Origin of the sequence: Streptomyces coryli (genome assembly GCF_011044975.1) — a bacterium.
In the GTDB taxonomy this organism is placed as follows: domain Bacteria; phylum Actinomycetota; class Actinomycetes; order Streptomycetales; family Streptomycetaceae; genus Streptomyces; species Streptomyces coryli.
On sequence record NZ_JAAKZV010000002.1, the window covers coordinates 22,496 to 45,675 of the forward strand.

Annotated in this window: 17 protein-coding genes; 8 read left to right on the forward strand and 9 right to left on the reverse strand. The window is 73.4% G+C overall.

Going from position 1 to position 23,180, the window contains the following annotated elements; all coding sequences use genetic code 11:
- Positions 1-20 precede the first annotated feature (20 nt).
- The 6 genes from G5C51_RS00890 to G5C51_RS00915 all read right to left on the reverse strand — a co-directional run bounded on the left by G5C51_RS00890 (position 21) and on the right by G5C51_RS00915 (position 7,042).
- Positions 21-752, reverse strand: a complete 732-nt coding sequence (locus G5C51_RS00890) for a CBS domain-containing protein (protein WP_165229842.1) — start codon at positions 750-752, stop codon at positions 21-23.
- Positions 753-778: 26 nt separating this feature from the next.
- Positions 779-3,475 carry a bifunctional acetate--CoA ligase family protein/GNAT family N-acetyltransferase gene (locus G5C51_RS00895; RefSeq protein ID WP_165229845.1) on the reverse strand — a complete coding sequence of 899 codons (2,697 nt, stop codon included), beginning with the start codon at positions 3,473-3,475 and terminating at the stop codon, positions 779-781.
- A 133-nt stretch (positions 3,476-3,608) separates the two neighbouring features.
- Complete coding sequence (locus G5C51_RS00900) at positions 3,609-3,869, reverse strand: HypC/HybG/HupF family hydrogenase formation chaperone (RefSeq protein ID WP_165229848.1); 261 nt, start codon at positions 3,867-3,869, stop codon at positions 3,609-3,611.
- 5 nt (positions 3,870-3,874) lie between these two features.
- Positions 3,875-6,178, reverse strand: a complete 2,304-nt coding sequence (gene hypF, locus G5C51_RS00905) for a carbamoyltransferase HypF (RefSeq protein WP_165229852.1) — start codon at positions 6,176-6,178, stop codon at positions 3,875-3,877.
- Positions 6,175-6,663 (reverse strand): hydrogenase maturation protease, encoded by a 489-nt coding sequence (locus tag G5C51_RS00910; protein ID WP_165229855.1) that lies wholly within the window; start codon positions 6,661-6,663, stop codon positions 6,175-6,177. Before G5C51_RS00910 ends, hypF begins: the two co-directional genes overlap by 4 nt.
- A 10-nt stretch (positions 6,664-6,673) precedes the next feature.
- Positions 6,674-7,042, reverse strand: a complete 369-nt coding sequence (locus G5C51_RS00915) for an STAS domain-containing protein (protein ID WP_165229858.1) — start codon at positions 7,040-7,042, stop codon at positions 6,674-6,676.
- 180 nt (positions 7,043-7,222) lie between these two features.
- Between G5C51_RS00915 and gap the strand changes: the two genes are divergently transcribed.
- The 6 genes from gap (at position 7,223) to ppdK (ending at position 16,221) form a co-directional block, all read left to right on the forward strand.
- Positions 7,223-8,230 (forward strand): type I glyceraldehyde-3-phosphate dehydrogenase, encoded by a 1,008-nt coding sequence (gap, locus tag G5C51_RS00920; RefSeq protein ID WP_165229861.1) that lies wholly within the window; start codon positions 7,223-7,225, stop codon positions 8,228-8,230.
- 129 nt (positions 8,231-8,359) lie between these two features.
- Entirely contained in the window at positions 8,360-9,232 is an 873-nt protein-coding gene (locus tag G5C51_RS00925) for a universal stress protein (protein WP_165229864.1), read from the forward strand.
- Positions 9,233-9,383: 151 nt separating this feature from the next.
- On the forward strand, positions 9,384-10,004 hold the full coding sequence (locus G5C51_RS00930) for a hypothetical protein (protein WP_165229867.1): 621 nt from the start codon (positions 9,384-9,386) through the stop codon (positions 10,002-10,004).
- A gap of 76 nt (positions 10,005-10,080) precedes the next feature.
- Positions 10,081-12,474, forward strand: a complete 2,394-nt coding sequence (locus tag G5C51_RS00935; RefSeq protein ID WP_165229871.1) for a glycoside hydrolase family 65 protein — start codon at positions 10,081-10,083, stop codon at positions 12,472-12,474.
- Positions 12,475-12,602: 128 nt separating this feature from the next.
- Positions 12,603-13,487 carry a universal stress protein gene (locus G5C51_RS00940; RefSeq protein WP_165229874.1) on the forward strand — a complete coding sequence of 295 codons (885 nt, stop codon included), beginning with the start codon at positions 12,603-12,605 and terminating at the stop codon, positions 13,485-13,487.
- A gap of 16 nt (positions 13,488-13,503) precedes the next feature.
- Positions 13,504-16,221, forward strand: a complete 2,718-nt coding sequence (gene ppdK, locus G5C51_RS00945; RefSeq protein WP_165229877.1) for a pyruvate, phosphate dikinase — start codon at positions 13,504-13,506, stop codon at positions 16,219-16,221.
- Between the two features lie 535 nt (positions 16,222-16,756).
- On the opposite strand, the gene G5C51_RS00950 is transcribed toward ppdK, so the two are convergent.
- Together G5C51_RS00950 and G5C51_RS00955 are read right to left on the reverse strand one after the other, a co-directional pair.
- Positions 16,757-17,740, reverse strand: a complete 984-nt coding sequence (locus G5C51_RS00950) for an Acg family FMN-binding oxidoreductase (RefSeq protein ID WP_165229881.1) — start codon at positions 17,738-17,740, stop codon at positions 16,757-16,759.
- A gap of 26 nt (positions 17,741-17,766) precedes the next feature.
- Positions 17,767-18,684 carry a universal stress protein gene (locus tag G5C51_RS00955; protein ID WP_165229884.1) on the reverse strand — a complete coding sequence of 306 codons (918 nt, stop codon included), beginning with the start codon at positions 18,682-18,684 and terminating at the stop codon, positions 17,767-17,769.
- A 351-nt stretch (positions 18,685-19,035) separates the two neighbouring features.
- On the opposite strand from G5C51_RS00955, the gene G5C51_RS00960 reads away from it, so the two are divergent.
- A complete protein-coding gene (locus tag G5C51_RS00960; RefSeq protein WP_165229887.1) occupies positions 19,036-20,787 on the forward strand; it encodes a sensor histidine kinase in 1,752 nt (583 codons plus the stop codon).
- 85 nt (positions 20,788-20,872) lie between these two features.
- Entirely contained in the window at positions 20,873-22,615 is a 1,743-nt protein-coding gene (locus G5C51_RS00965) for a stealth conserved region 3 domain-containing protein (RefSeq protein WP_338117966.1), read from the forward strand.
- A gap of 44 nt (positions 22,616-22,659) precedes the next feature.
- On the opposite strand, the gene G5C51_RS00970 is transcribed toward G5C51_RS00965, so the two are convergent.
- Positions 22,660-23,094: an Hsp20/alpha crystallin family protein gene (locus G5C51_RS00970; protein ID WP_165229893.1), complete on the reverse strand. Its 435-nt coding sequence runs from the start codon at positions 23,092-23,094 to the stop codon at positions 22,660-22,662.
- Between the last annotated feature and the right edge of the window lie 86 nt (positions 23,095-23,180).

The window sequence follows — 23,180 nt, forward strand, 5'->3', positions numbered from 1 at the left end:
TTCTCCCTTCTGCGGGTGCTTCACGGCCTGTGCAGCATCCAGTCGCCGCCGACGCTTCGGTACGGCGGCTCGACGGGCGGGATGTGCGAGTCGTCAAGTCGATAGGTCATCTTGTTGACCACGCCGATGACGCCGTCGATCCGCTTTGCCAGCTGCTCGGCGATCTCCACCTCGCTCTGCCGCTCCAGCTCGCCCTCGAAGGTGACGACGCCTTGGGCGACCGTGACGCGGACGAGCTGCGGGATGACCCACAGGGCGCGGACGAGGACCTCGTCGACGATCTCCTGGCGGATCTCCTCGTCCGGGCGGACGAAGACCTGCAGTAGGTCGCGGCGGGTGACGATGCCGATCAGCCGGCTCTCCTCGTCGACCACCGGCAGCCGTTCGACGCCGTGCTCGGTCATGGTGCGGGCTGCCTGGGTGACGGTGTCGCCGGGGCGCACGGTGATCGCGGGCTTGGACATCAGCTGCTCGGCGGTCTGCGCGCGCGCCTTGCCGTAAGCCCGGCGGGCACGACTGGTGATCCGCGGCAGCCGGCGGCGCGGCGGCGCGTACGGGTCCGGCTGCTCGGCCTGGCGCAGCATCAGGTCGGTCTCGGAGATCACGCCGAGGACCTGCTCGTCGTCGTCCACCACCGGCAGTCCGCTGATGCCGTGGCTCTGCAGCAGCCGGGCCACCTCTTTGAAGGGGGTGGAGAGTTGGACAGTGACGACATCCGAGGTCATCACATTGCCGATCTTGCGGTGCTTCATGGCGGTGCTCCTTGTCAGCGTGGGTATCAGCGCAGTCGGCGCAGGTACGGGTCGTGCCGGCGACGCGGCAGCACGCGGATGCGTACGTCCAGGGCGGCGATGCCGTCCGGCCGCGCCAGCAGCGGGTTGAAGTCGGCCTCGACGAGCTGCGGGAGGTCGCAGGCCAGTGCGGACAGGCGTAGCAGCAGCTGCTCGAGACCTTCGAGATCGACCGGCCCCGAGCCCCGGTAGCCGAACAGCAGCGGGGCACAGAGCGGCGTGGTGATCAGGTCGTGCACGTCGCGGTCGGTGAGCGGGGCCAGCCTGGCGGCGTGGTCGGCAAGCAGTTCGGTGGCGGTGCCGCCGAGGCCGAAGACGACCAGTGGCCCGAACACCTCGTCAGCGACCATGCCGGCGAACAGCTCGGTGCCGCGCCCTGCCATGGGCTGCACCAGTGCGCCCGTCATCGTGCCGGCGAAGCGCCGGGCGAGATCGCGATACGCGGTGCGTACCTGTTCGGGGCCCTGCAGGTCGAGGACGACCGCGCCCTGTTCGCTCTTGTGCACCAGGCCGGGCCAGTACGCCTTGAGCGCCACCCGCCCGCCCGGTCCGGTCAGCCGTGACGCCGCTTCGGCGGCGGCCTGTTCGGTGTCGGCCCAGAACGACGGCAGCTGGGGAATGCCGTAGCAGTCGAGGAGCTCGGCGCAGGTGCGGGGGTCCAGCCAGCCGCCGTCCGGCTGCCGTTCCAGGAAGGCGTCGACGACGGCGTGGGCCCTGGCGGGGTCGGTGCCGGCGACGTCCGGGACGGTGCCGGGCGGCTGGGCGAGCCAGCGCGCCCGGCCCGCCGCGTGCGCCAGCGCGCGGGCGGCGGACTGCGGGTCGGCATACGCGGGCACGGTGCCGCCCGCGGAGGGCAGCAGGCGGACGGATTCGGCCTGGTCGGGGAGGACCGCGACGACCGTTCGGGAGCGATGATCCGGCGCTCGCAGGGAGAGTGCGCGTACCGGATCATCGCCGGTCGCCGCGGCCAGTGCGGTGGGGACGAGGACGACCAGCACCGCGTCCACCGCGCCGTGTTCGGCGAGCCGGTCGACACCGGCGCGCAGGGCGGCTTCGCCGACGGCTGCGGTGGTGTCGACGGGGTTGGCGGCGGTGGCGCCGGCGGGGAGCAGGGCGAGTACCTCGTCGGCCAGGATGGCCGGGAGTTCGGGCACGGTCAGACCGGCCTCGACGCAGGCGTCGGCGGCCAGCACCCCGGCCCCGCCCGCGTTGGAGACGACCGCGATCCGGCCGCCCTGGGGGAGGGGCCGGCTGTGCAACAGGGCAGCGGTGTCCAGCAGTTCGCCGACGGTGCGGGTGGCGATGACGCCGGCCTGGGTGAACAGGGCCTGCCGTGTCATGGTGCGGGTCGCGGCGGCCGCGGTGTGGGAGGCGGCGGCGCGCCGCCCGGCCGCGGAGCGCCCGGCGTCGACCGTGAGCACCGGCATCTTCCGGGCCACCCTGCGGGCGGTACGGGAGAAGGCCCGCGGGTTGCCGAAGGACTCCAGGTGCAGCAGCGCCAGGTCGGTGTGCCCGTCCGATTCCCACCACTGCAGCAGGTCGTTGCCGCTGACGTCGTACTTGTCGCCGAGCGATACGAACGACGACACCCCGATGCCGAGGCGCGTCATCCCGCCCAGCAGCGCGATCCCCACGCCGCCCGACTGCACGGCCACCCCGGCGGTGCCGGGCAGCGCCCGGTGCGCGGCGAAGGTGGCGTCCATGTGGACGGCCGTCTCGGCGTTGGCGATGCCGAGGCAGTTGGGGCCCACCAGGCGCATGCCGTGGCGGCGGCAGACGGTGAGCAGCTCCCGGCCGAGCTTGCCGTCGAGTCCGGCGGAGAGCACGACCAGGGCGCGTACCCCGGCCTGCCCGCACTGTTCGGCCGTTTCCGGTACGGCGGCGGCCGGCACGGCCAGCACCGCCAGGTCGGGTGCCTGCGGCAGCCGGTCCACCGACGGGTAGCAGGGGGTGTGCTCGATGGCGTGCACCTTCGGGTTGACCGCCGTCAGCCGTCCGGTGAAGCCGCCGCGGCGCAGATTGCGGAGCACCGCGCGGCCCACCGAGCCGGGGCTGCGGCCGGCGCCGACGACGGCGATGGAGCGCGGGCGCAGCAGCGGCCGCAGGCTCGCGGTGTCGGCGCTGCGGCCGCGCTCGTCGACCGCGGCGAGGTACTGCTCGTCCGGCTCCAGCCGTACCGTGCAGTGGACTTCACCGTGCTCGAAGTGACGGGCGGTGTGCAGGCCCAGGTCGGCGAAGACCTTCAGCACCTCGTGGTTGTCGCTCAGTGCGTCCGCGGTGAAAGCCGTGATGCCGTCGCCGCGGGCGGCGTGCACCAGGTGCTCCAGCAGCAGGGTGCCGACGCCGCGGTGATGGAAGTCGTCGGCGACGGCGAGCGCGATCTCGGCCGCGGTCGGATCGGTGCCGGAGCGCTCGTACTCCGCGACGCCCACGATCGAGCCGTCGTAGTACGCGATCAGCGCGCGGAATCCCGGGCGCGGCGGCCGGCAGATGCGGTCGGCGTCCATCCGGCCGGAGCGGTGGCTGGGCGCGAAGAAGCGCAGCCGCAGATTGGCGTCGGACATCTCCTCGTACAGCCACAGCACCTGGTCGTGGTCCTCGGGTCCGGCCGGGCGGATCTCGACCGTCCTGCCGTCCGCCAGCAGCGCGTGTACGGGCTTGATCCGGCGCGCGGTCTCCGTCATGGCGATGTCCCCTCGGATACGTGTCTGTGTGCGTCTTTAGCGTCCGGCGCCGGGGGAAGCGCACGCAGGGGCTGGCCGGTGCCGGGGCGGGGGCCGGTCGGCCTGAACGCCGCGGGTCGGTCGGGCCCGGCCGTCAGCCGGGCAGCGGCTCGCCCAGCTCGCCCTCGACGGCGCCGGTCATGGCGCGCAGGACGGCCAGGGTGCGCTGCGCCTCGGCCTCGTCGACGACGGCGATCGCGAAGCCGACGTGCACGATGACGTACGCGCCGGGGCCGGCCTCCGGGGTGTAGGCGAGGCAGACCTCGCGGCGGATGCCGCCGAAGTCGACGGTGGCCATGAGCAGGCCGTTCTCCTCGCGGGTGGCGAGGACTTGGCCGGGGATGCCGAGGCACATGAGGGTCACCCTTCAGCGAGGAGGGCGGCGGCGACGGCCGCCTGCCCGTAGGCGATGCCGCCGTCGCCGACCGGCACCGCGCTGCCGGTCAGGACGGTGAGGCCCTGTTCGCGCAGGAGGCCGGTGAGCTCGGTGAGCAGGCGGAGGTTGGCGAAGCAGCCGCCGGACAGGCAGACGGTGCGCGGGGCACCGGTGGCGACGGCCCGCTCGACCAGGGCGGCGGTGGCGGTGGCCAGAGTGGTGTGGAAGGCGGCGGCGAGCCGGCCGACGGGTTCGGCGGCGGCCCGTTGTTCGAGCAGGGCGGTGAGCGTCGGCAGCGGGTCGTACACCCACAGGCCCCCGGTCCGCACCAGCCGCCACGGCAGCGGCTGGGCGGGCGTGCTGCCGGCGGCGGCTTCCAGCGCGACGGCGGCCTGGCCCTCGTACGACACCTCCGCTCCGAGGCCGAGGAGGGCGGCGGCGGCGTCGAAGAGGCGGCCCGCGCTGGAGGCGTGCGGGCAGTTGAGGCCGCGCTCGATCATGGTGCGGATCAACGGCTGCTCCGGGCCGGCGTCGAACAGGTGCGCCGGGGGCGGGTCGTGGCCGAGCGGCTCGGCGCCGTAGAGATAGCCGAGCGCCATCCGCGCCGGATGGCGGACCGCGGCCGCGCCGCCGGGCAGCGGAGCGGTGGCGAGGCGGCCGACGCGGCGGTAGCCGGCCAGGTCCGCGACGAGGATCTCGCCGCCCCACAGGGTGCCGTCGTCCCCGTAGCCGAGGCCGTCGAAGGCGACGCCGGTGACCGGTCCCGCGATGCCGTGCTCGACGGCGCAGGCGGCGATGTGGGCGTGGTGGTGCTGGACGGGGATGCGGCGGTCGGCCGGGAACGCGCGGGCCCACTGGGTGGAGAGGTAGCCGGGGTGCAGGTCGTGGGCGACGACGCGCGGTTCGATGCCGGTCAGGCGGGTCAGGTGGGCGTAGTAGGTCTGCAGTGCCGCGTACGTGCCCGCGTCCTCGAGGTCCCCGCCGTGGGCGGACAGCACTGCCTGACGTCCGTGTGCGAGCGCGAAGGTGTGCTTCAACTGCGCACCGGCGGCGAGCAGTGGCTGCGCTGCCGGTACGGGCAGGGGGAGCGGCGCGGGTGCGTAGCCGCGGGCGCGGCGGACGGTGAGCAGGGTGGTGCCTGAGGTCTGTACGACGGAGTCGTCGTAGCGCGCCCGGATGGGCCGGTTGTGGGTGAGGAAGGCGTCGGCGGGCAGCGTCCGGTACGCCTCGGCGTCGTCGATGGCGATCGGCTCGTCGGTGACGTTGCCGCTGGTCACCACGAGCGGGCGGTCGAGCTCGGCGAGCAGCAGGTGATGCAGGCCTGTTGTCGGCAGGAACAGCCCGATGCGGCCGGTGCCCGGATGCACGCCGGGCGCGACGGCGGCGCCGGCCACGGCGTCGAGCAGCACCACGGGCCGGGCGGGCGAGGCGAGCGCGTTCCACTCCGTACGGTCGAGCCGGGCCAGCCGCCGGGCGACGGACAGGTCCTTCACCATCACGGCGAACGGCTTGTCCGGGCGTCGCTTGCGCCGCCGTAACTCGGCTACGGCGGTGGCGTTATGGGCGTCGCACACGAGCTGATAGCCGCCGAGACCCTTGATCGCCACGATCCGGCCCTCGGCGATGGCGTCGATCGCCCCCCGCAGGGCGCGTTCGCCGGTGGCTGCCGGTTCGGCACCGCGCCGGTACGCCAATTGCGGCCCGCACGCCGGGCAGGCCAGCGGCTCGGCGTGGAAGCGCCGGTCGCCGGGGTCGCCGTACTCCACCGCGCACGGCGGGCACAGCGGGAAGCCGCGCATCGTGGTGCGCTCGCGGTCGTACGGCAGCTCCTCGATGACGGTGGCCCGCGGGCCGCAGTCGGTGCAGTTGACGAACGGATAGCGGAAGCGCCGGTCCGCCGGGTCGAACAACTCCCGCAGGCACGCGGCGCAGATCGCGGCGTCGGCCGGGATCTCCCGCGGCAGCGGGCTGCGGGCCGGCGGCGCGCTGTCGCGTACGACGAACCCGGCTCCGGCGGATGGTGTGTCGCCATTGAGCGGCCCCACCCGCACGTCCCGTACCGCGGCCAGCGGCGGTGCCTGCCCGCGCAGCCGCTCCACCAGTGCGTCCAGCGCGGCGGGCCGCCCGGCCGCGGCGACCTCCACGTGTCCGTCGACGTTGCGCACCCAGCCGTCGAGCCCGAGCCCGCTGGCCGTACGGTGCACGAAGGGCCGGAAGCCGACCCCCTGCACCGTGCCGAAGACCTCGATGCGCCGGGCCCGCCGGGATCCGGATTCGCGGCCGTTCATGGCTGGGCCTGCCGGGCGAGTTCGGCGGCGACCCGCTCCACGACCGGCGCCACCGCCGCTGCCACCGGCGCCGACAGGCCCGTGCCGAGCGCCCCGTCGGAGCCCTCGACGGCGAAGACGACCAGGCGAGCGGGTAAGCGGCCCAGCGCGCGGGCCAGTTCCACCGCCTCGCCCAGACCGAGACCGTGCGAGCCGGCGGCGCTCGGCACCGGTAACCCGGCCGTGTCCAGCTCCAGCCGGTGGATGCGACCTGGATGGGCGGGATGCGCGTGCGCGGCGTCCACGAGCACCGCCAGCTCCGCGTCCTGCCACAGGGTCAGCAGCCGCCCGGGCTCGCCGTCACTCAGCAGCAGCGCCGTCCCCGGAGGCAGCCGCCGTTGCACCGCGCCTTCCTGCAGCCGGCGGATGACGGCCCAGCCCACCCCGTCGTCCCGCCGGAAGTCGTTGCCGACCCCGATCACCACCAGCCGGGCGTCGGACGCCATCACCGCGGGCTCACGCCGCTGCCACGGGCACCGTGAGCGGCACCTCGCTGAGCCGGCCGTGCACGTCGAAGGCCCGGGTGAGCCGGGTCGCGTGCAGCGTGCGCAGGATGCGCGGATCCGTGACCAGCAGGCTGGTCTTTACGCCCCGCTCCAGCGCCCGCCGGCGGGTCCGGCAGAGCATCCCGAGGCCGGTGCAGTCGATGAAGGTCACCTGCCGCAGGTCCAGGACCAGGCGGGACGGTGCCTCGACGCGGATGGTGTCGAGGGCGGCGGTGAACGCGGGCACGGTGCGGATGTCGATCTCGCCGCGCAGTTCGGCGACGATGCAGGCGCAGGTGGTGAACGCCCGTACGCGGGGCGGTGCGATGGCCACGGACATGGTCGCTCCTGAGTCCTCTTGAGCCTGGTCCCCAGCAAACGGCGGCCCGGTGCCAGGGCAGTAGGGCCGAACGGCTCCCGGCGGAGGCCGAAGCGCCCCGCCGCCCGCGGGTGGGCGGGCCGTTCGCGTACCCCCATGCGGCCCTATGGGCACCCGGCCCCTTCGGCGGAGGCTGACCGCATGACCACACGCATAGGCATCAACGGCTTCGGCCGCATCGGCCGCAACTATCTGCGCGGCGCGCTCGCCCGTGACAACAAGCCGGTGGAGGTGGTCGCCGTCAACGACATCACCGCCACCGAGACCCTGGCGCACCTGCTGCAGTACGACTCCACCTACGGCCGGCTGGACCGGGACATCACTCACGACCCGGAGTCGATCACGGTCGACGGCCGCCGCATCGCCGTCACCTCCGAGCGCGACCCCGCCGCGCTGGACTGGTCCGCACACGGCGTGGACGTCGTCATCGAGTCCACCGGCCGCTTCCGCGCCCGCGACGACGCCGCGCTGCACCTGAAGTCCGGCGCCCGCAAGGTGCTCATCTCCGCGCCCGGCAAGAGCGCCGACGCCACCGTCGTGATGGGCGTCAACGAAGGCGACTACGACCCGCAGCAGCACCACGTCGTCTCCTGCGCCTCCTGCACCACCAACTGCGTGGTGCCGCTGGTGCACGTGCTGCACGAGCGGTTCGGCGTCGTCAAAGGCCTGATGACCACCATCCACGGCTACACCAACGACCAGGCCCTGCTCGACAGTCCGCACAAGGACCTGCGCCGGGCCCGCTCCGCCGCGGTGAGTATCATCCCCACCTCCACCGGCGCGGCCCGCGCCACCGGCCTCGTCATCCCCGCGCTCGACGGCGCCCTCGAAGGCCTGGCCGTACGGGTCCCGGTCGAGGACGGATCACTGACCGACCTCACCGTGATCCTCCGCACCCCGGCCACCGCCGAGGAGATCAACGCCGCCTACACCGAAGCCGCCGATGGCCCGCTCCGCGGCATTCTGCGCGCCTCCACCGCACCGCTCGTCTCCCGCGACATCGTCGGCGACCCGGCCTCCTGTGTGGTCGACCTGCCGCTGACCCAGGCGCAGGGCGAGCTGGTGAAGGTCTTCGGCTGGTACGACAACGAGTGGGGCTACAGCAACCGGCTCCTCGACCTCACCGAATACGTCGCCGCCCGCTTCTGAGCATCATGCGCCCCGGGCCGAAGGGGCCCTGAGCGGGGGCCGATCGCCCCTTTGCCCGCCCTCCGCGCGGCGGGACCGTGCCGGTACGAGGCCGGCTCGGTCTCGGTCGCACGGAAGGCGGTGGGGACCATGGAATTGCCCCTGGTCGTAGGGGTGGACGGATCGCAGCTGAGTCTGCGCGCGGTGGACTGGGCGGCCGACGAGGCCGTCCGGCAGCAGGTGCCGCTGCGCCTGGTGCACGGGGCGCGGTGGGAGCACTACGAGTCCGCCGCGGCCGGAGCCAAGGAGCAGGCGGTGCCGGCCGGAGAGCGGGAAACCGCCGAGCGCATCATCGCCACGGCGGTGGAGCGCGCCGAGCTGCGCGCCCCCGACCTGAAGGTGTCGTTCGACGTACTGCCGGAGGATCCGGTCACCGCCCTGGTACACGCGGGGCGCAACGCGTTCGCGCTGGTGCTCGGTTCGCGCGGGCGCGGCGGGCTGGCCGGGATGCTGCTCGGCTCGGTGAGCCTGTCGGTCGCCGCCCGCGCCGACTGCCCGGTGATCGTCATCCGCGGCCCGGCACAGGGCCCGGACCAGCAACACCGCCGGATCGCCGTCGGCGTCGATGACGCCGACACCGGCTACGCCGCGCTGCGCTTCGCCCTCCGCGAGGCCGCCGCCCGGGACTGCCCGCTGGCGGCCGTACGGGCATGGCGTTGCCCCGTGACCGAGTACCTCGATCATCCACGGCTGCACCCGGACGCCTCCGACGTACACGAGGAACGGGCCAGGACCCTGCTCGACGCGGCGCTGCGGGCGACCACCACGGACCCGCAGGTCGAGGTCGACCGGCTGTGGGTGGAGGGAACCGCGCGGCGGGCGCTGCTGCATGCCGCGACGACCGCCGACCTCCTGGTGGTCGGGGCCCGACGGCGCCCCGGCCACGCCGGCCTCGGGCGCACCAACCACGCCTTGCTGCACCACGCTCCGTGCCCGGTGGCCGTCGTGCCGCAGCGACCGTAGCCGGGCCCGGCGGGCCGAACAGACCTCGCCAGAGGCGACGTTCGGCCCCCGGCCGGGGCCTTTCAGATCATCCTCGGCCGGACCGCAGGACGGGAGATTGAAGGCGCAAGAAGCGACACCGGGCACCACCTCAAGACAAGGAAGCGCAACCATGGCAGTGCACCAGCAGCCCCGCCGGCACATCTCGTTCCACCTGCCGCAGCGGCACGCGGCGCGCACGACGAGCGAGTCCGGTGCCACCGCGGCCACCGCGACCTCGACGACGGCGTACGTCCTCGCCGGCCTCCGGCTCATCACCGGATTCGCCTTCCTGTGGGCCTTCCTGGACAAGACCTTCGGCTTCGGCTACGCCACCCCGGCGAACAACGCCTGGATCGAAGGCGGTTCGCCGACCAAGGGCTTCCTCAGCGGTGTCGCGGCCGGCCCGATGGAGAGCACCTTCCACAGCTGGGCCGGCGACGGCTGGGCCGACTGGCTGTTCATGTTCGGCCTGCTCGGCATCGGCGTCGCCCTCGTCCTCGGCGTGGCGCTGCGGTTCGCCGCGGTCGCCGGGACGCTGATGATGGCCCTCATGTGGATGGCGGAATGGCCACCGGCCAAGCACCTCTCCGACGGCTCACCGAGCATGTCGACGAACCCGGTCATCGAGTACCACGTGATCTACGCCGTAGTGATCATCGCCCTCGCCGTCACGTACGCGGGCAACACCTGGGGCCTCGGCAAGGCCTGGGCGAAGCTGCCCTTCGTACGCGACCACCGCTGGCTGCTCTAGCGGCCGCACATCCAGGACCGGGGCACCGCCGAGCGGCGGTGCCCCGGTCCGCACTGCCACGGCAAGGAGGGCAGCGATGCCCGAGAACGGCTGGGAGTGGGCGTACGAGAGCTACGAACCGGCGCAGGAACGGCTGCGCGAGGCGCTGTGCACGCTGGGCAACGGCTACTTCGCCACCCGGGGCGCCGCGCCCGAGGCCGCCGCCGACGCGGTGCACTGCCCTGGCACCTATGCCGCCGGGGTCTACGACCGGCTGGCCTCGACCGTCGCGGGCCGCAAGGTCGAGAACGAGGACATGGTCAACCTGCCCAACTGGCTGCCGCTGCGGTTCCGTACCCGCGGCGCCGGTGAACGCGCGCCGGGACCGTGGCTGACCACCGCGGACGCCAACGTGGACGGCTACGAGCAGCGACTGGACCTGCGCGGCGGAGTCCTCGCCCGGAGCGCGGAGTTCACGGACTCGGCCGGACGGCGGCTGCGACTGGCCGAGCAGCGCCTGGTGCACATGGGAGACCCGCATCTGGCCGCACTCCGGACCACGCTCACCCCGCTCGGCTGGTCCGGGACGGTGGAGATCGAATCGGGGCTCGACGGCACGGTGAGCAACTCCGGGGTGGAGCGCTACCGCGCCCTCGCGGGCCGCCACCTCACCCACGTCCACACCGGCACCGACGATCCGGACACGGTATGGCTGCGCTGTCGTACCACCGCCTCCGACATCCGCATCGCCATGGCGGCCCGCACCCGGATCACCGCCGGCGCCGTCGTCGGCAGCCGGAGTGCGGCATCGGACGCCCGGGTGAGCCGCCTCGTCACTGTCGTCGCCGAGGCGGGGCAGGCCGTCACCACCGAGAAGGTGGTGGCGCTGCACACGTCACGGGACCAGGCCATCAGCGACCCGCTGCGGGCCGCCCGTGAACGGGTCGGCCGGGCGCCGGGCTTCGCGGTGCTCCGCGCCTCCCATCAGGAGGCCTGGGCGCGGCTGTGGCAGCAGTGCGAGCTGGAGGTGCCGGGCGAGGCCGGGCGCATCCTGCGGCTGCACACCTTCCACGTGCTGCAGACGCTGTCGCCGCACACCGCCCGCCTGGACGCCGGGGTGCCGGCCCGCGGACTGCACGGCGAGGCGTACCGCGGCCACGTCTTCTGGGACGAGCTGTTCGTGCTGCCGTATCTCAATCTGCATCTGCCGGAGGTCTCCCGGGCGCTGCTCGACTACCGCCATCGCCGGCTGCCCGCCGCCCGCCTCGCGGCCGCCGCGGACGGGCACCGGGGAGCGAGGTATCCATGGCAGAGCGGCAGCGACGGCCGCGAGGAGACGCAGACGCTGCACCTGAACCCCCGCTCCGGGCGCTGGCTGCCCGACCACAGCCGGCTGCAGCGCCACGTCGGCCTCGCGGTGGCGTACAACGTGTGGCAGTACGGTCAGGCCACCGGCGACCTGGCCTATCTGCACGGGCCCGGCGCGGAGATGCTGCTGGAGATCGCCCGCTATTTCGCGGACCTGGCCACCTGGGACGCGGCCGCCGGACGCTACCGCATCCGCGGCGTCGTCGGCCCGGACGAATACCACGACGCCTACCCGGGCGCTGATCAGCCGGGCCTCGACGACAACGCGTACACGAACGTCATGTCCTCCTGGGTGCTGCACCGGGCCCTGGAGCTCACCGCCGCGCTGCCGGAGCTGCGCGAGCGGATGGGCCTGGACGATGCCGAGCTCGGCCGCTGGGACGAGGTGGCCTGCAAGCTCTACGTGCCATTCCACCGCGGTGTCATCAGCCAGTTCGACCGGTACGGCGATCTCGGTGAACTCGACTGGGACGGCTACCGCCGCCGCTACGGCGACATCCGCAGGCTGGACCGGATCCTGGAGGCCGAGGGCGACACGGTCAACCGCTATCAGGCCTCCAAACAGGCCGACGTCCTGATGCTCGGCTACCTCTTCTCGCCCGCCGAACTGGCCGGGATCTTCCGCCTGCTGGGCTACCGCGTCGACGATGCGATGTGGCGGCGCACGGTGGATTACTACCTGGCCCGCACCAGCCACGGCTCCACGCTCTCCAGCCTCGTGCACGGCTGGGTGCTGGCCCGGGCCCGCAGAGCCGAGGCCTGGAAGTACTGCCTGGAGGCGCTCACCAGCGACATCGCGGACGTCCAGGGCGGCACCACCGCCGAGGGCATCCACCTCGGCGCCATGGCCGGCACCCTCGACCTCGTCCAGCGCGGCCTGACCGGCCTGGAGACGCGCGACGACGCCCTGTGGCTGGACCCCGTACCCCTGCCGCAGCTGTCCCAGTACGGCCTGCGCGTCCGCTATCGCGGCCACCGGGGCATCGATCTGCGGCTGCGCGCCGGACAACTGCACGTGACGGTCCCGGACTCCAGCGCCCCCGCGCTGCCGGTCGTCCTGGCCGACCGCACCGTGACGGTGGAGCCGGGGGAGTCGTGCGTACTGCACCTGCCGGGCGCCTGAGGGCCGTCCGGCCCCGCACGCCGGGCCACCGGGGCCGGTGGCACGCCCCGGGCGGCCCCTGCCTTCGCCGTGGTCGCCGGGCGACGCTGCAGGTGGAAGGTACACGGTCTGCCAGAGGAGGGGTCATCATGCTGCGACCCGTCGTCGCCGGAATCGACGGTTCCCGCGAAAGCCTCGCGGCCGCCGACTGGGCGGCACGCGAAGCCCAACGCCGGGGAACGCCGCTGTCCGTCATCCACTCGTGGGAGTGGCCGCCGCGCGGCGTGCCGAACTTCGACGACAGCGACACCCAGCGCTTCCGCGCCGAGCGCATCCTGCGCAACGCGGAGCAGGAACTGCGCAAGCGTTATCCCGAGCTGGCGATCGAGGCCAGGATGACGCCCGACCCCCCGGTGCCAGGTCTCCTGGACATCGCCGAGGACGCCGAGCTGCTCGTCCTGGGATCCCGTGGCCTCAGCGGCTTCGCCGGTTTCCTGGTCGGCTCGGTCGGGCTGGCCACCGTCTCCCGCGCCACCTGCCCGGTCGTGCTCGTACGGGCGGAGGAACGGCGCGCGGACGAGCATCTGCCGGACGCCGAAGGGCGGCCGTCCACCGCGACGCCGCACAGCAAGGTGGTCCTGGGCATCGATGTCACCCATCCGTGCGAAGAGATCCTGGAGTTCGCCTTCGACGCCGCCGCCCGGCGCTCCGCGCCGCTGCAGGCCGTGCACGTGTGGCGGGCACCGCTGCCGTACGCCGCCGTCGATGCCGGCCCTGAGACCCTCGCCGAGGCCGAGCGTGCCCTGACGGTGGCGCTGCACCCGTGGCAGGAGAAGTTCCCGGGCGTCCAGGTCTTCGAGGACGCCGTGACCGGCGGCACCGGCAGCCGGCTGCTGGAGGTGGCCTCCGGCGCCTCGCTGCTCGTCGTCGGCCGGCGGCTGCACCGCCCCGCCTTCGCCCCGCGCCTCGGCGTGGTCACGCATGCCGTCCTGCACCACGCGCTGTGCCCCGTCGCCGTCGTCCCGCACGCCTGAGGAAGAGGAACCCCACATGGCCAAGAACGTCTACGACTTCACCGAGGGCGGCCGCGAGATGGCCGGTCTCCTCGGCGGCAAGGGCGCAGGGCTCGCGGAGATGACGAAGATGGGCCTGCCCGTCCCGCCCGGCTTCACCGTCACCACCGAGGCCTGCCGCCACTACCTCCGCACCGGCACCGAACCCGGGGGCCTGCGCCGGGAGATCGAGAAGCACCTCGCCGCCCTGGAGCACACGGCCGGCCGCCGCCTCGGCGATGTCCACGAGCCGCTGCTGCTGTCGGTCCGCTCCGGCGGCCGCAATTCCATGCCCGGCATGATGGAGACGGTCCTCGACATCGGCCTCACCGACGCCACCGTCCGCGGCCTCGCCGAGACGGCCCGCCAGGAGCGCTTCGCCTACGACTCGTACCGCCGGCTGCTGCAGATGTACGGCACCACGGTGCTGGGCCTCGACCGCGGGCTCTTCGACGGCGCGCTGCACCGGATGAAGGCCGACCGTGGCCTCACCGACGACGCCGGCCTCGACGCGGCCGACCTCACCGGCCTGGTCGAGGTCTACAAGGCGCTGATCCGCTCGGCCACCGGAGCGGACTTCCCGCAGGACCCGCGCGAGCAGCTCTACGAGGCCATCCGCGCCGTCTTCCGCTCCTGGAACTCCGAGCGCGCCCGCCTCTACCGCCGCCGCGAGCACATCCCCGACGACCTCGGCACCGCCGTGAACATCCAGATGATGGTCTTCGGCAACTACGGCCCCGACTCCGGTACGGGCGTCGCCTTCACCCGTGACCCGGCCACCGGACAGCGCGGCGTGTACGGCGACTACCTGAGCGGCGCGCAGGGCGAGGACGTCGTGTCCGGCGTCCGCAACGCCGTGCCGCTCACCGAGCTGCGGCATCTCGATCCCGCCTCCTACCGTGCCCTGGGCGACTTCACGGGGCTGCTGGAGACCCACTACCGGGACCTGTGCGACATCGAGTTCACCATCGAGCGCGGCCGGCTGTGGCTGCTGCAGACCCGCGTCGGCAAGCGCACCGCGGAGGCCGCCTTCCGGATCGCCGCGCAACTCGTCGACGAAGGCCTGATCGACGAGGACGAGGCGCTCGCCCGCGTCACCGGCGAGCAGCTCGGCCGGCTGCTGTTCCCGCGCTTCGCCGCCACCGGCGACCGCCCGCCGCTGGCCCGCGGCATCCCCGCCTCGCCGGGCGCCGCCACCGGCGCCGCCGTGTTCGACTCCGCGGAGGCGGTACGGCGCGCCGCGGCGGGGGAGAAGGTCGTGCTCGTACGCCGCGAGACCACGCCGGACGACCTGCCCGGGATGGTCGCCGCGCAGGCGGTGCTCACCAGCCGCGGCGGGAAGACCAGTCATGCGGCCGTCGTGGCCCGCGGGATGGGCAAGGTGTGCGTGTGCGGGGCCGAACAGCTCAAGGTCGAGCCGGCGTTGCGCCGGTTCACCACCTCGGAGGGGACGGTCATCACCGAGGGCTCGGTCATCTCCGTCGACGGCACCAACGGCACCGTCCACGTGGGCGCCCTGCCGCTGGAGGACTCACCCGTCGCCGCCTACTTCGAGCACGGCACCGGCGACGGCGACCTCGTCAAGGCCGTCGACCGCATCCTGCGCCGCGCCGACGAGGTCCGCCGGATGGAGGTCCGCGCCAACGCCGACACCCCGCAGGACGCCGCCAGGGCCCGCCGCTTCGGTGCCCAGGGCATCGGCCTGTGCCGCACGGAGCACATGTTCCTCGGTGAACGCCGCCGCCTGGTCGAGGCGATGATCCTGGCCCGTACGGACCCCGAGCGGCGCGCCGCCCTGGACGCCCTGCTGCCGCTGCAACGCGCCGACTTCACGGGCATCCTCGAGGCGATGGACGGCCTGCCCGTCACCATCCGGCTGCTCGATCCGCCGCTGCACGAATTCCTGCCCGACCGCACCGAGTTGACCGCCGCCCTCGCGGCGGCGGAAGCCCGCGGCGAGACCCCGGACCCGCACGCGACCGCGCTGCTGGCCGCCGTGAACCGCATGCACGAGGCCAACCCGATGCTCGGCCTGCGCGGCGTCCGGCTGGCGCTGGTCGCGCCCGGGCTGATCGCCATGCAGGTACGGGCCATCGCCGAAGCCGTCGCGGAACGCCACGCGGCGGGCGGCGACCCGCGACCCGAGATCATGGTGCCGCTGGTCGCGTCCGAACTCGAACTGCACCTGGTCAAGACCGAGATCAAGCGGGTGCTCGCCGAGGTCGCCGCGGAGACCGGTGCCGTCACCGGCTGCCCGATCGGCACGATGATCGAGCTGCCCCGGGCGGCCCTGACCGCCGGCCGGATCGCCGAGGAGGCGGAGTTCTTCTCGTACGGCACGAACGACCTCACCCAGACGGTGTGGGGCTTCTCCCGGGACGACGTCGAGGCGGCCTTCTTCCCCGCGTACCTGGAGAAGGGGATCTTCGACACCTCCCCGTTCGAGACGCTCGACACCCAGGGCGTGGGCCGCATGATCGAGATCGCCACCGCAGAGGGCCGCGCGGTCCGCCCGGACCTGGAGACCGGCGTCTGCGGCGAACACGGCGGCGACCCGGCCTCGGTCCGCTTCTTCCACCACGCTGGCCTCGACTACGTGTCCTGCTCACCGTTCCGCGTCCCGGTCGCCCGGCTGGAAGCCGCCCGGGCCTCGGTGATGGTCATCCAGGCCGCGCCGGCAGGCCGGTTCTCCGGTGGCGTTCCCGGCCAGGGCTGAAGACAACGCACCCGCATATGGCCGTCCGGCGAGCGGTGCACTTCGAGTCGGTCGCGGGTCTCCGCCGTACTGCTGTCGCTGTGCACATCGGGGTCCGGCCGCCAGACCGGCGGCCGGGCCGCCTCGTCATCCTCGTAGTCCGTAATGGACAGGCAGATGCCCCGGGCGCCGATGACCACCGATACCCGGTGCTGGTCGGCCTCGCTGTGCCGGGCCAGATACCGGCCCGCCACGCGGACCGCGTCCGCGGCACGGTTCGCGATGGTCCGCGGAAGGCCCTGGGTGGTCAGGACCCCGCGCGTCGCCTCGGCGGCATCGAGATGACCTCGCTCGGTCCGGTCAACGCGGAGCGTGCAGTCCACCATCGGCGCCCCGTTCGCCGCAGGCGGGTAATTCGTCAGGGAAACCTGCTGCTGCACCATGGAAACCGCCTCCCGGGGACGACAGGACCAATCAACTGCCGGCCGGGGGCTGGGGCCACACCGAACGAATCTACTCCGTGGGTCTGGCACACGACACTCGTGGTTTGAGACGTTCACGTGTCGATCTGGAGAACCTCGTGCACGGGGCGGCGCGGGGTGGCCGGTCCCGGGGGCCCGTAGCCCAGGCGGAGCAGGATCTGGACGTGTCCCATGGCCGAGGTGGGGTCGCGGACCAGCTCGCGCAGGTCGGGCCATTCCAGGGCATGCGAGGTGATCGCGGTCGCCAGGTCCGCCAGCGTGGCCAGCAGCAGGACCCGTTCCATCGCCTGGCCCGCGCGCAGCCAGTCGGCACGGCCGTCGTGAGCGGTGCCGAGCAGCGCAATATGGGGGACGCCCTCGAAGGCCGCCGAACCGCGGTCGGCGCCCGGCCGGCGGCCGGCGAAGTCCCGTACCGGCGCGGCCCCGTCGCGTTTGCGCGGACCGAAGGCGTACTCGGGGATGCCGTCCGGTGAGGACGCGTCGCCGAGGCGGGTCCAGCGGGCGACGTCCTCGAAGCGGCTGGGGTCGAGGGAGTCGCGGCCTTCGGCGTCGGCCACGAGGTCGAGCAGGTGCGCAGCGTGCCAGGGGTCCGGGAAGGCCAGCTCGGCTCCCTCGGCACGGGCGGCACCGGACAGCCTGTCCCGCAGCTCGGCGGGGATGTCCTGGTCGGCGAACGGGCGGCGGCTGGTGTGCCGTTGCGGGATGGCCGGGTAGAGCGCGGCAAGGCCGGGGGAGGGGCGGTCCGTTGCGGCCAGGCGCACGGTGGCGAGCAACTGCGGGTCGTCCGGGTCGGGCAGCAGCGCGGTCTGCGGGTGCCGGCCCGCGTGCGCGGCGGCGACGCGGAGGTTGAACAGGGCGGCGCCACACCCCAGATGCAGGGCCCGGTCGTCCGGATCGGCCCGCGGCATGGACCGGTCGGGATCGGGGCGCAGCTCGAGGGTGCAGGTGGCCGCCGCGTAACGGAAGCGCCAGGGCTGCGCGTTGTGCATGGACGGGGCGGCCGTCGCGGCTTCGACGAGCGCCGTGACGGCCGAGGCGGTGGGGGAGTGCTCGGACATGGTCGGCCCCTCCTGCGCGTATCCGGTTACGCCGACGGAATCAGCACCACCGGGCAGTGCGCGTGATGCAGCACCGCGTGGCTGACCGGGCCGAGATGCAGGCCGGCGCGGTGCGGGTTGCGGTGGGCGGTGAGCACGATCACGTCCGCCTTCTTGCTGGCCTCGACCAGGGCGGCGGACGGCGAGCCGCAGATGTCGTCCGTCACCACCCGCACGTCCGGGTAGGCGTCGCGATGCGAGGAGACCGCGTAGCGCGGCACCGCCTGGGAGGCGCGGCGTACGGCCTCGTCCTCCGCGTCCCGCTGGAGCGGGCCGCCGGGCGGTACGAGATGGGGGGTCGGCTTCAGCGGCGGGAACTGCCAGGCGTGCAGGACGTGCAGGGCGGCGTTGCGGTGCTGAGCCTCCTCGAAGCCGAAGCGCACCGCCGCCTCGTCCGTGTTCGACTGCACGCCGACCAGGACCGTCCCGCGGGGACGGTCGCGGAGGCCGTCGTCGCCGCGTACGACCATGAGCGGGCTCTCGCTGCGCGCGGCGACGCGCTGGCTGACCGAGCCGAGCAGCAGTCCGGCGAAGCCGCCGTGCCCACGGGTGCCGACGACGGTGAGACCGGCGGTGCGGCTGCACTGCACCAGAGACTTGGCGGCGTCCTCGATGGTCACCGACGCGACGACCGTGAGTCCCGGGGACAGTTTGCGGGCCTGTTCCGCGGCCTGGTCGACCATGTCGCGGGTGGCGCGATAGCGGGTCCGGTAGCCCTCGGCGGACAGGCCCTCGCCGGCGGGGGCGGGCGGAGTCCACGGGTCGCCGCACAGGATCTCCAGTCCGGTGCGGCGGCGTACGGCTTCGTCCACCGCATACTCCAGGGCGCGATCGGCTGGTTTGGAGCCGTCGTAGCCGAGGACGACGCGGCCGTGCAGGGGCGGGGGTTGAGGCGTCGCTGCCATGGTGGGCTCCTTCGGTCCGGCGTCGCTCTTCACCTCCACCCTGCGACCGCCGGCTGCCCTGGACATGGGGCTGTCCGGGGCCGCGACGGGCGCCGACCGGACAGGCACCGGGGGCCGTCCGGCCCTGTCCCGCGCAAACCTGCTGCGGTCTGATGGAGGCAGAGCCAGGGGCCACACCACCAGGCGCGGAGAAGCGGGTCGCCCGTACCGCGCACCGCGCAATCCGGGTCCGCGAGAAGCGGGCAGGCCCCTGGCTCGAATACGTGCCGGCCGGCCGCAGCCGAAGGCCCATGACGCTCGCCGAGCCGGGTACCCGCCGCACGACCGACGCAGCTGGCGAAGAGGTGACCGATGCCGCCGGACAGCGCACGCGGCGCGAGGCGGGAGCCCCGCCTCCCCCTGGACGAGCTGGTCGACGAGCTTCAGGTGCGGCTCGACGAAGTGCGCGGCGCCCATGGCCGGCTGCACCATCTGCTCGAGGCCGTGATGTCGGTCGGCCGCGACCTGGAACTGCCGCAGGTGCTGCGGCGGATCGTCGAAGCCGCCGTGGAGCTCGTCGACGCCGAGTACGGTGCGCTGGGTGTGATCGGCGAGTCCCATGAGGAGAAGCAGCTTCTCTCGCACTTTCTGCCGGTCGGGATAGGCCGGGAGCAGATCGCGGCCATCGGGGACCATCCGTGCGGGCGCGGCATCCTCGGCGTGCTGATCCGCCACCCCGAGCCGCTGCGCCTGCGCGAGCTGTCCGAACACCCCGGGTCGTACGGCTTCCCGCCCCACCACCCGCCGATGCGCTCCTTCCTCGGCGCCCCCATCCGGGTGCGCGACGAGGTGTTCGGCAACCTCTACCTCACCGAGAAGCGAGGCGCGAAGGAGTTCGACCGCGAGGACGAGTCGGTCCTCAGCACCCTCGCCACCGCCGCCGGTGTGGCGATCGAGAACGCCCGGCTGTACGAGGAGTCGCGGTGGCGGCAGCGCTGGATGGCCGCCTCGGCCGAGGTGACGAGCATGCTGCTGTCCGGCGCCGAGCAGCAGGAAGTGCTGGCGCTGATCGTGGACCGGGCCAAGGGCCAGCTCGGCGCGGACCTGGGCGCGATCTCGGTACCGGAGAACGACCGGCAGCTGCGGGTGGCGCTGGCCGCGGGAGCGGGCGCCGAGGTCTATCAGAGCCACGCCATCCCGCTCACCGGGACCCTCACCGGGCTGGCCTTCACCCGCGGCGAACTGGAGCGCAGCGACGACGTGCAGAGCGACGCGCGCACCCTCGGCAGCGTGCTGCGCGAGGTGGGGATGGGGGCCATGGTGGCGGTGCCGATCGGCACCGAAGCGGGGCGGCGCGGCGTGCTCATGCTCGCCCGGCTGCCGGACAAACCGGCATTCACCCACGAGGAGACGGCTCCCCTGCAGGGCTTCGCGGCTCAGGCAGGGCTGGCGCTGGAGCTGGCCGACCGGCGCCGGGACGCGGAGCAGATCGCCGTGTACGAGGACCGCGACCGCATCGCCCGCGATCTGCACGACCTGGCGATTCAGCGGCTCTTCGCCACGGGCATGACGCTGCAGAGCGCGCTCCGGCTGCAGTCCTCGGCGGCGGGAGAGGAGAAGCTGCTGCGCGCGGTGCGCGACCTCGACGACACCATCAAGATCGTCCGTACCACGATCTTCGGGCTGCGGGCCCATGACGCCGGCACCGCCTCGGACGGACTCCGCGTACGCGTGATGCGGCAGATCGAAGGCGCCACGGAATCCCTGGGCTTCAGTCCCGCGCTGCGCACCGAGGGCCTGCTGGACGTGAACGTGCCGCGGCACGTCGCCGACCACGCCGTCGCCGTGCTGGGCGAAGCCCTGACGAATGCCGCCCGGCACGCGCAGGCCGATGCGGTCGACGTCCACGTCGTGTGCGGCGCCGAGGACCTGTCCCTGACCGTCAGTGACAACGGCGTCGGCATGCCGGCCGACGGCCGCCGCAGCGGCCTGGCGAACCTGGAGCACCGCGCCCGCGAACTGGGCGGCGCACTGGACGTCGACGCCCCACCGGGCGGCGGCACCCGCTTGACCTGGCGCGTACCGCTGCGCCCGGACTCCGCAGGGCCCAACGGCCCCGGATAGCGCCCTGTCCGGCCCTGCGGCCGCCCGCCTCCGCCGTGCGACGTTGAGGGCACAGCGTCAGAGGGGAGCGGCGATGAGCAGGGGCGTGGCCGAGTCAGCGGCCAATCCGGAGTCCTCCGCGGCGGTCGCCGCCTACCGCCGCATGCTGCCGGTCGCGCTGCGCCGAGTGCTGGCGTCGCGATACGCACCGCAGACCAGGGCGAAGGCCAAGCGGCAACTGGCGGCGCTGGCGGAGACCCGGCGGCGAGCGCGCGTGCAGGGGGCGCTGCTGTCCGAGCGGCTGCGGGCCCTGTCCCAGGCGCCGGACCGTACCGTGGTGCTCGCCGCCGGGCGGGCGCGGATCGCGCTGGTGGACCCGCAGCTGACGCCCGTACGCGCCCGCAGAGCCGGCCTCCAATCGGTCACCGGGGCGCTGGCGGAGGCCGGCGTCGACCATTTCTGCCTGCGCGGCCGCGAGCGCGGCCGCAGCGTCGTCGCCGTGGCGGACGACGACCGGGGAAAGGCCTGCGCGGCGCTCCGCGAGCTGTGTGCCTCAGAGCCGGGCTACGTCACCGCGCCCGGCCGGCCGGCGGGCCGGCATCTGGCTCCCGCCGATGACCCGCGCATCTGGCGCCGGATCGCGGAGAGCAGCGGCCGGGGCCTGCGCCTGACCTGGTTTCGCACCGAGCCGACCGGCCGGCTGATACTGGCGGAACGGTACGGCTGCGAGGTGCAGTTCTGGCCGGGAGCGGACGGGCAGCTGCTCGCCCCGCGCCCCAACGGCGTCACCGCCGCCGTCGACGCCGCCGCCCCGCCGGTCACCGTCGAGGATGCGACCAGCTGGGGATACGGGCCGGTGCGGGTGCGTACGCGGGCCGAGTTCGCGCATCCGCTGCCGCAGGACATCGCCTTCCCCATCGATGCCGTCTACACGTGGGTCGACGGCGACGACCCGGCCTGGCTGCGACGCCGCGCGGCCTACGCCGGGCAGACCGGACCGGCCTACCACGACGAGGCCGCCAACCCCGCCCGCTACGCCGACCACGACGAACTGCGCTACTCACTGCGCTCGCTGGCCGCCCACGCGCCGTGGATCCGCAGGGTCTACCTGGTCACTGACGACCAGGTCCCGCCCTGGCTCGACACCACCCACCCCGGGCTGTGCGTGATCTCCCACCGGGACATCTTCGACGACTCGCGCGCGCTGCCCACCTTCAACTCCCACGCCATCGAGAGCCGGCTGCACCACATCGACGGACTCGCCGAGCACTTCCTGTACTTCAACGACGACGTCTTCCTCGGCCGCGAGACGGTGCCGCAGGACTTCTTCCTCGCCGGCGGGCTGACCAAGTTCTTCCCGTCGCCTGCGCTGGTGCCGTTCGGGCCTCCCGACCCGGACGACACACCCGTATCGGCGGCCGCGAAGAACAACCGGCTGCTGATCGAGCGCTGCTTCGGCACCACGCCGGTGCACAAGTTCAAGCACACCCCGCACCCGCTGCGGCGGAGCGTCCTCACCGAGATCGAGGCACGGTTCCGCGCGGAGCACCGGGCCACCGGCGGGCACCGCTTCCGCAGTCAGGACGACATCGCCGTCGCCTCCTCGCTGCACCACTACTACGCCTTCCACACCGGCCGCGCCACGCCCGCCCGCATCCGCTACGCCTACCTCGACCTGTCCGAGCCGAATGTCGAACGCCGCCTGTGGCAGCTCCTGGCCACCCGCGACCGCACCGCCTTCTGCGTCAACGACACCGTGTCGCAGGCGGCCGACAGCCAGGGCCAGACCGTGCTGCTGCGGCCGTTCCTGCAGGCGTACTTCCCGGTGCCGAGTCCGTACGAACGGTGAACACGGAAGGGCCGGAGGCGCCGTAACGCCTCCGGCCCGGCCGCTCACTCGGTGGAGACCTTGATCGTGCGGGTCTCGGTCTTCTTCTCCGGGACCGGGACCGTGATGGTCAGGACCCCGGCCTTGTAGTCCGCGGTGGCCTCGTCACCCGCGGCGCCGGCGGGCAGCCGGAGGGAGCGGGCGAACGTGCCGTAGCGGAACTCGGTGTGGTGCTTGCCCTCGGTCGTCTCGGCGCGCTCGGCGCGGATGATCAGAAGGTCGCCTTCCACGCTGATCTCGAGGTCCTTCGCCGGGTCGATGCCCGGCAGCTCGGCGCTGATGACGTAGGCGCCGTCGGTGAGTTCGTCCTCGATACGGATGCCATGGATGCCCGGCGCCGGGCGCATCCCCGGTATCGCCGGGAAACCCGACTCCAGCCAGTCGATCAGTTCGGGCAGCGGCATGGGCCAGCCGTGTCGCCGCGCGGGCATTGCGTTCATCGCACCTCCTGCGGTGGATCCCACATTGCGTGCTGCGGCCGCACTTCCAGCATCCATCGACTGCCGCCCGGGGAGCAGGGCCGGAC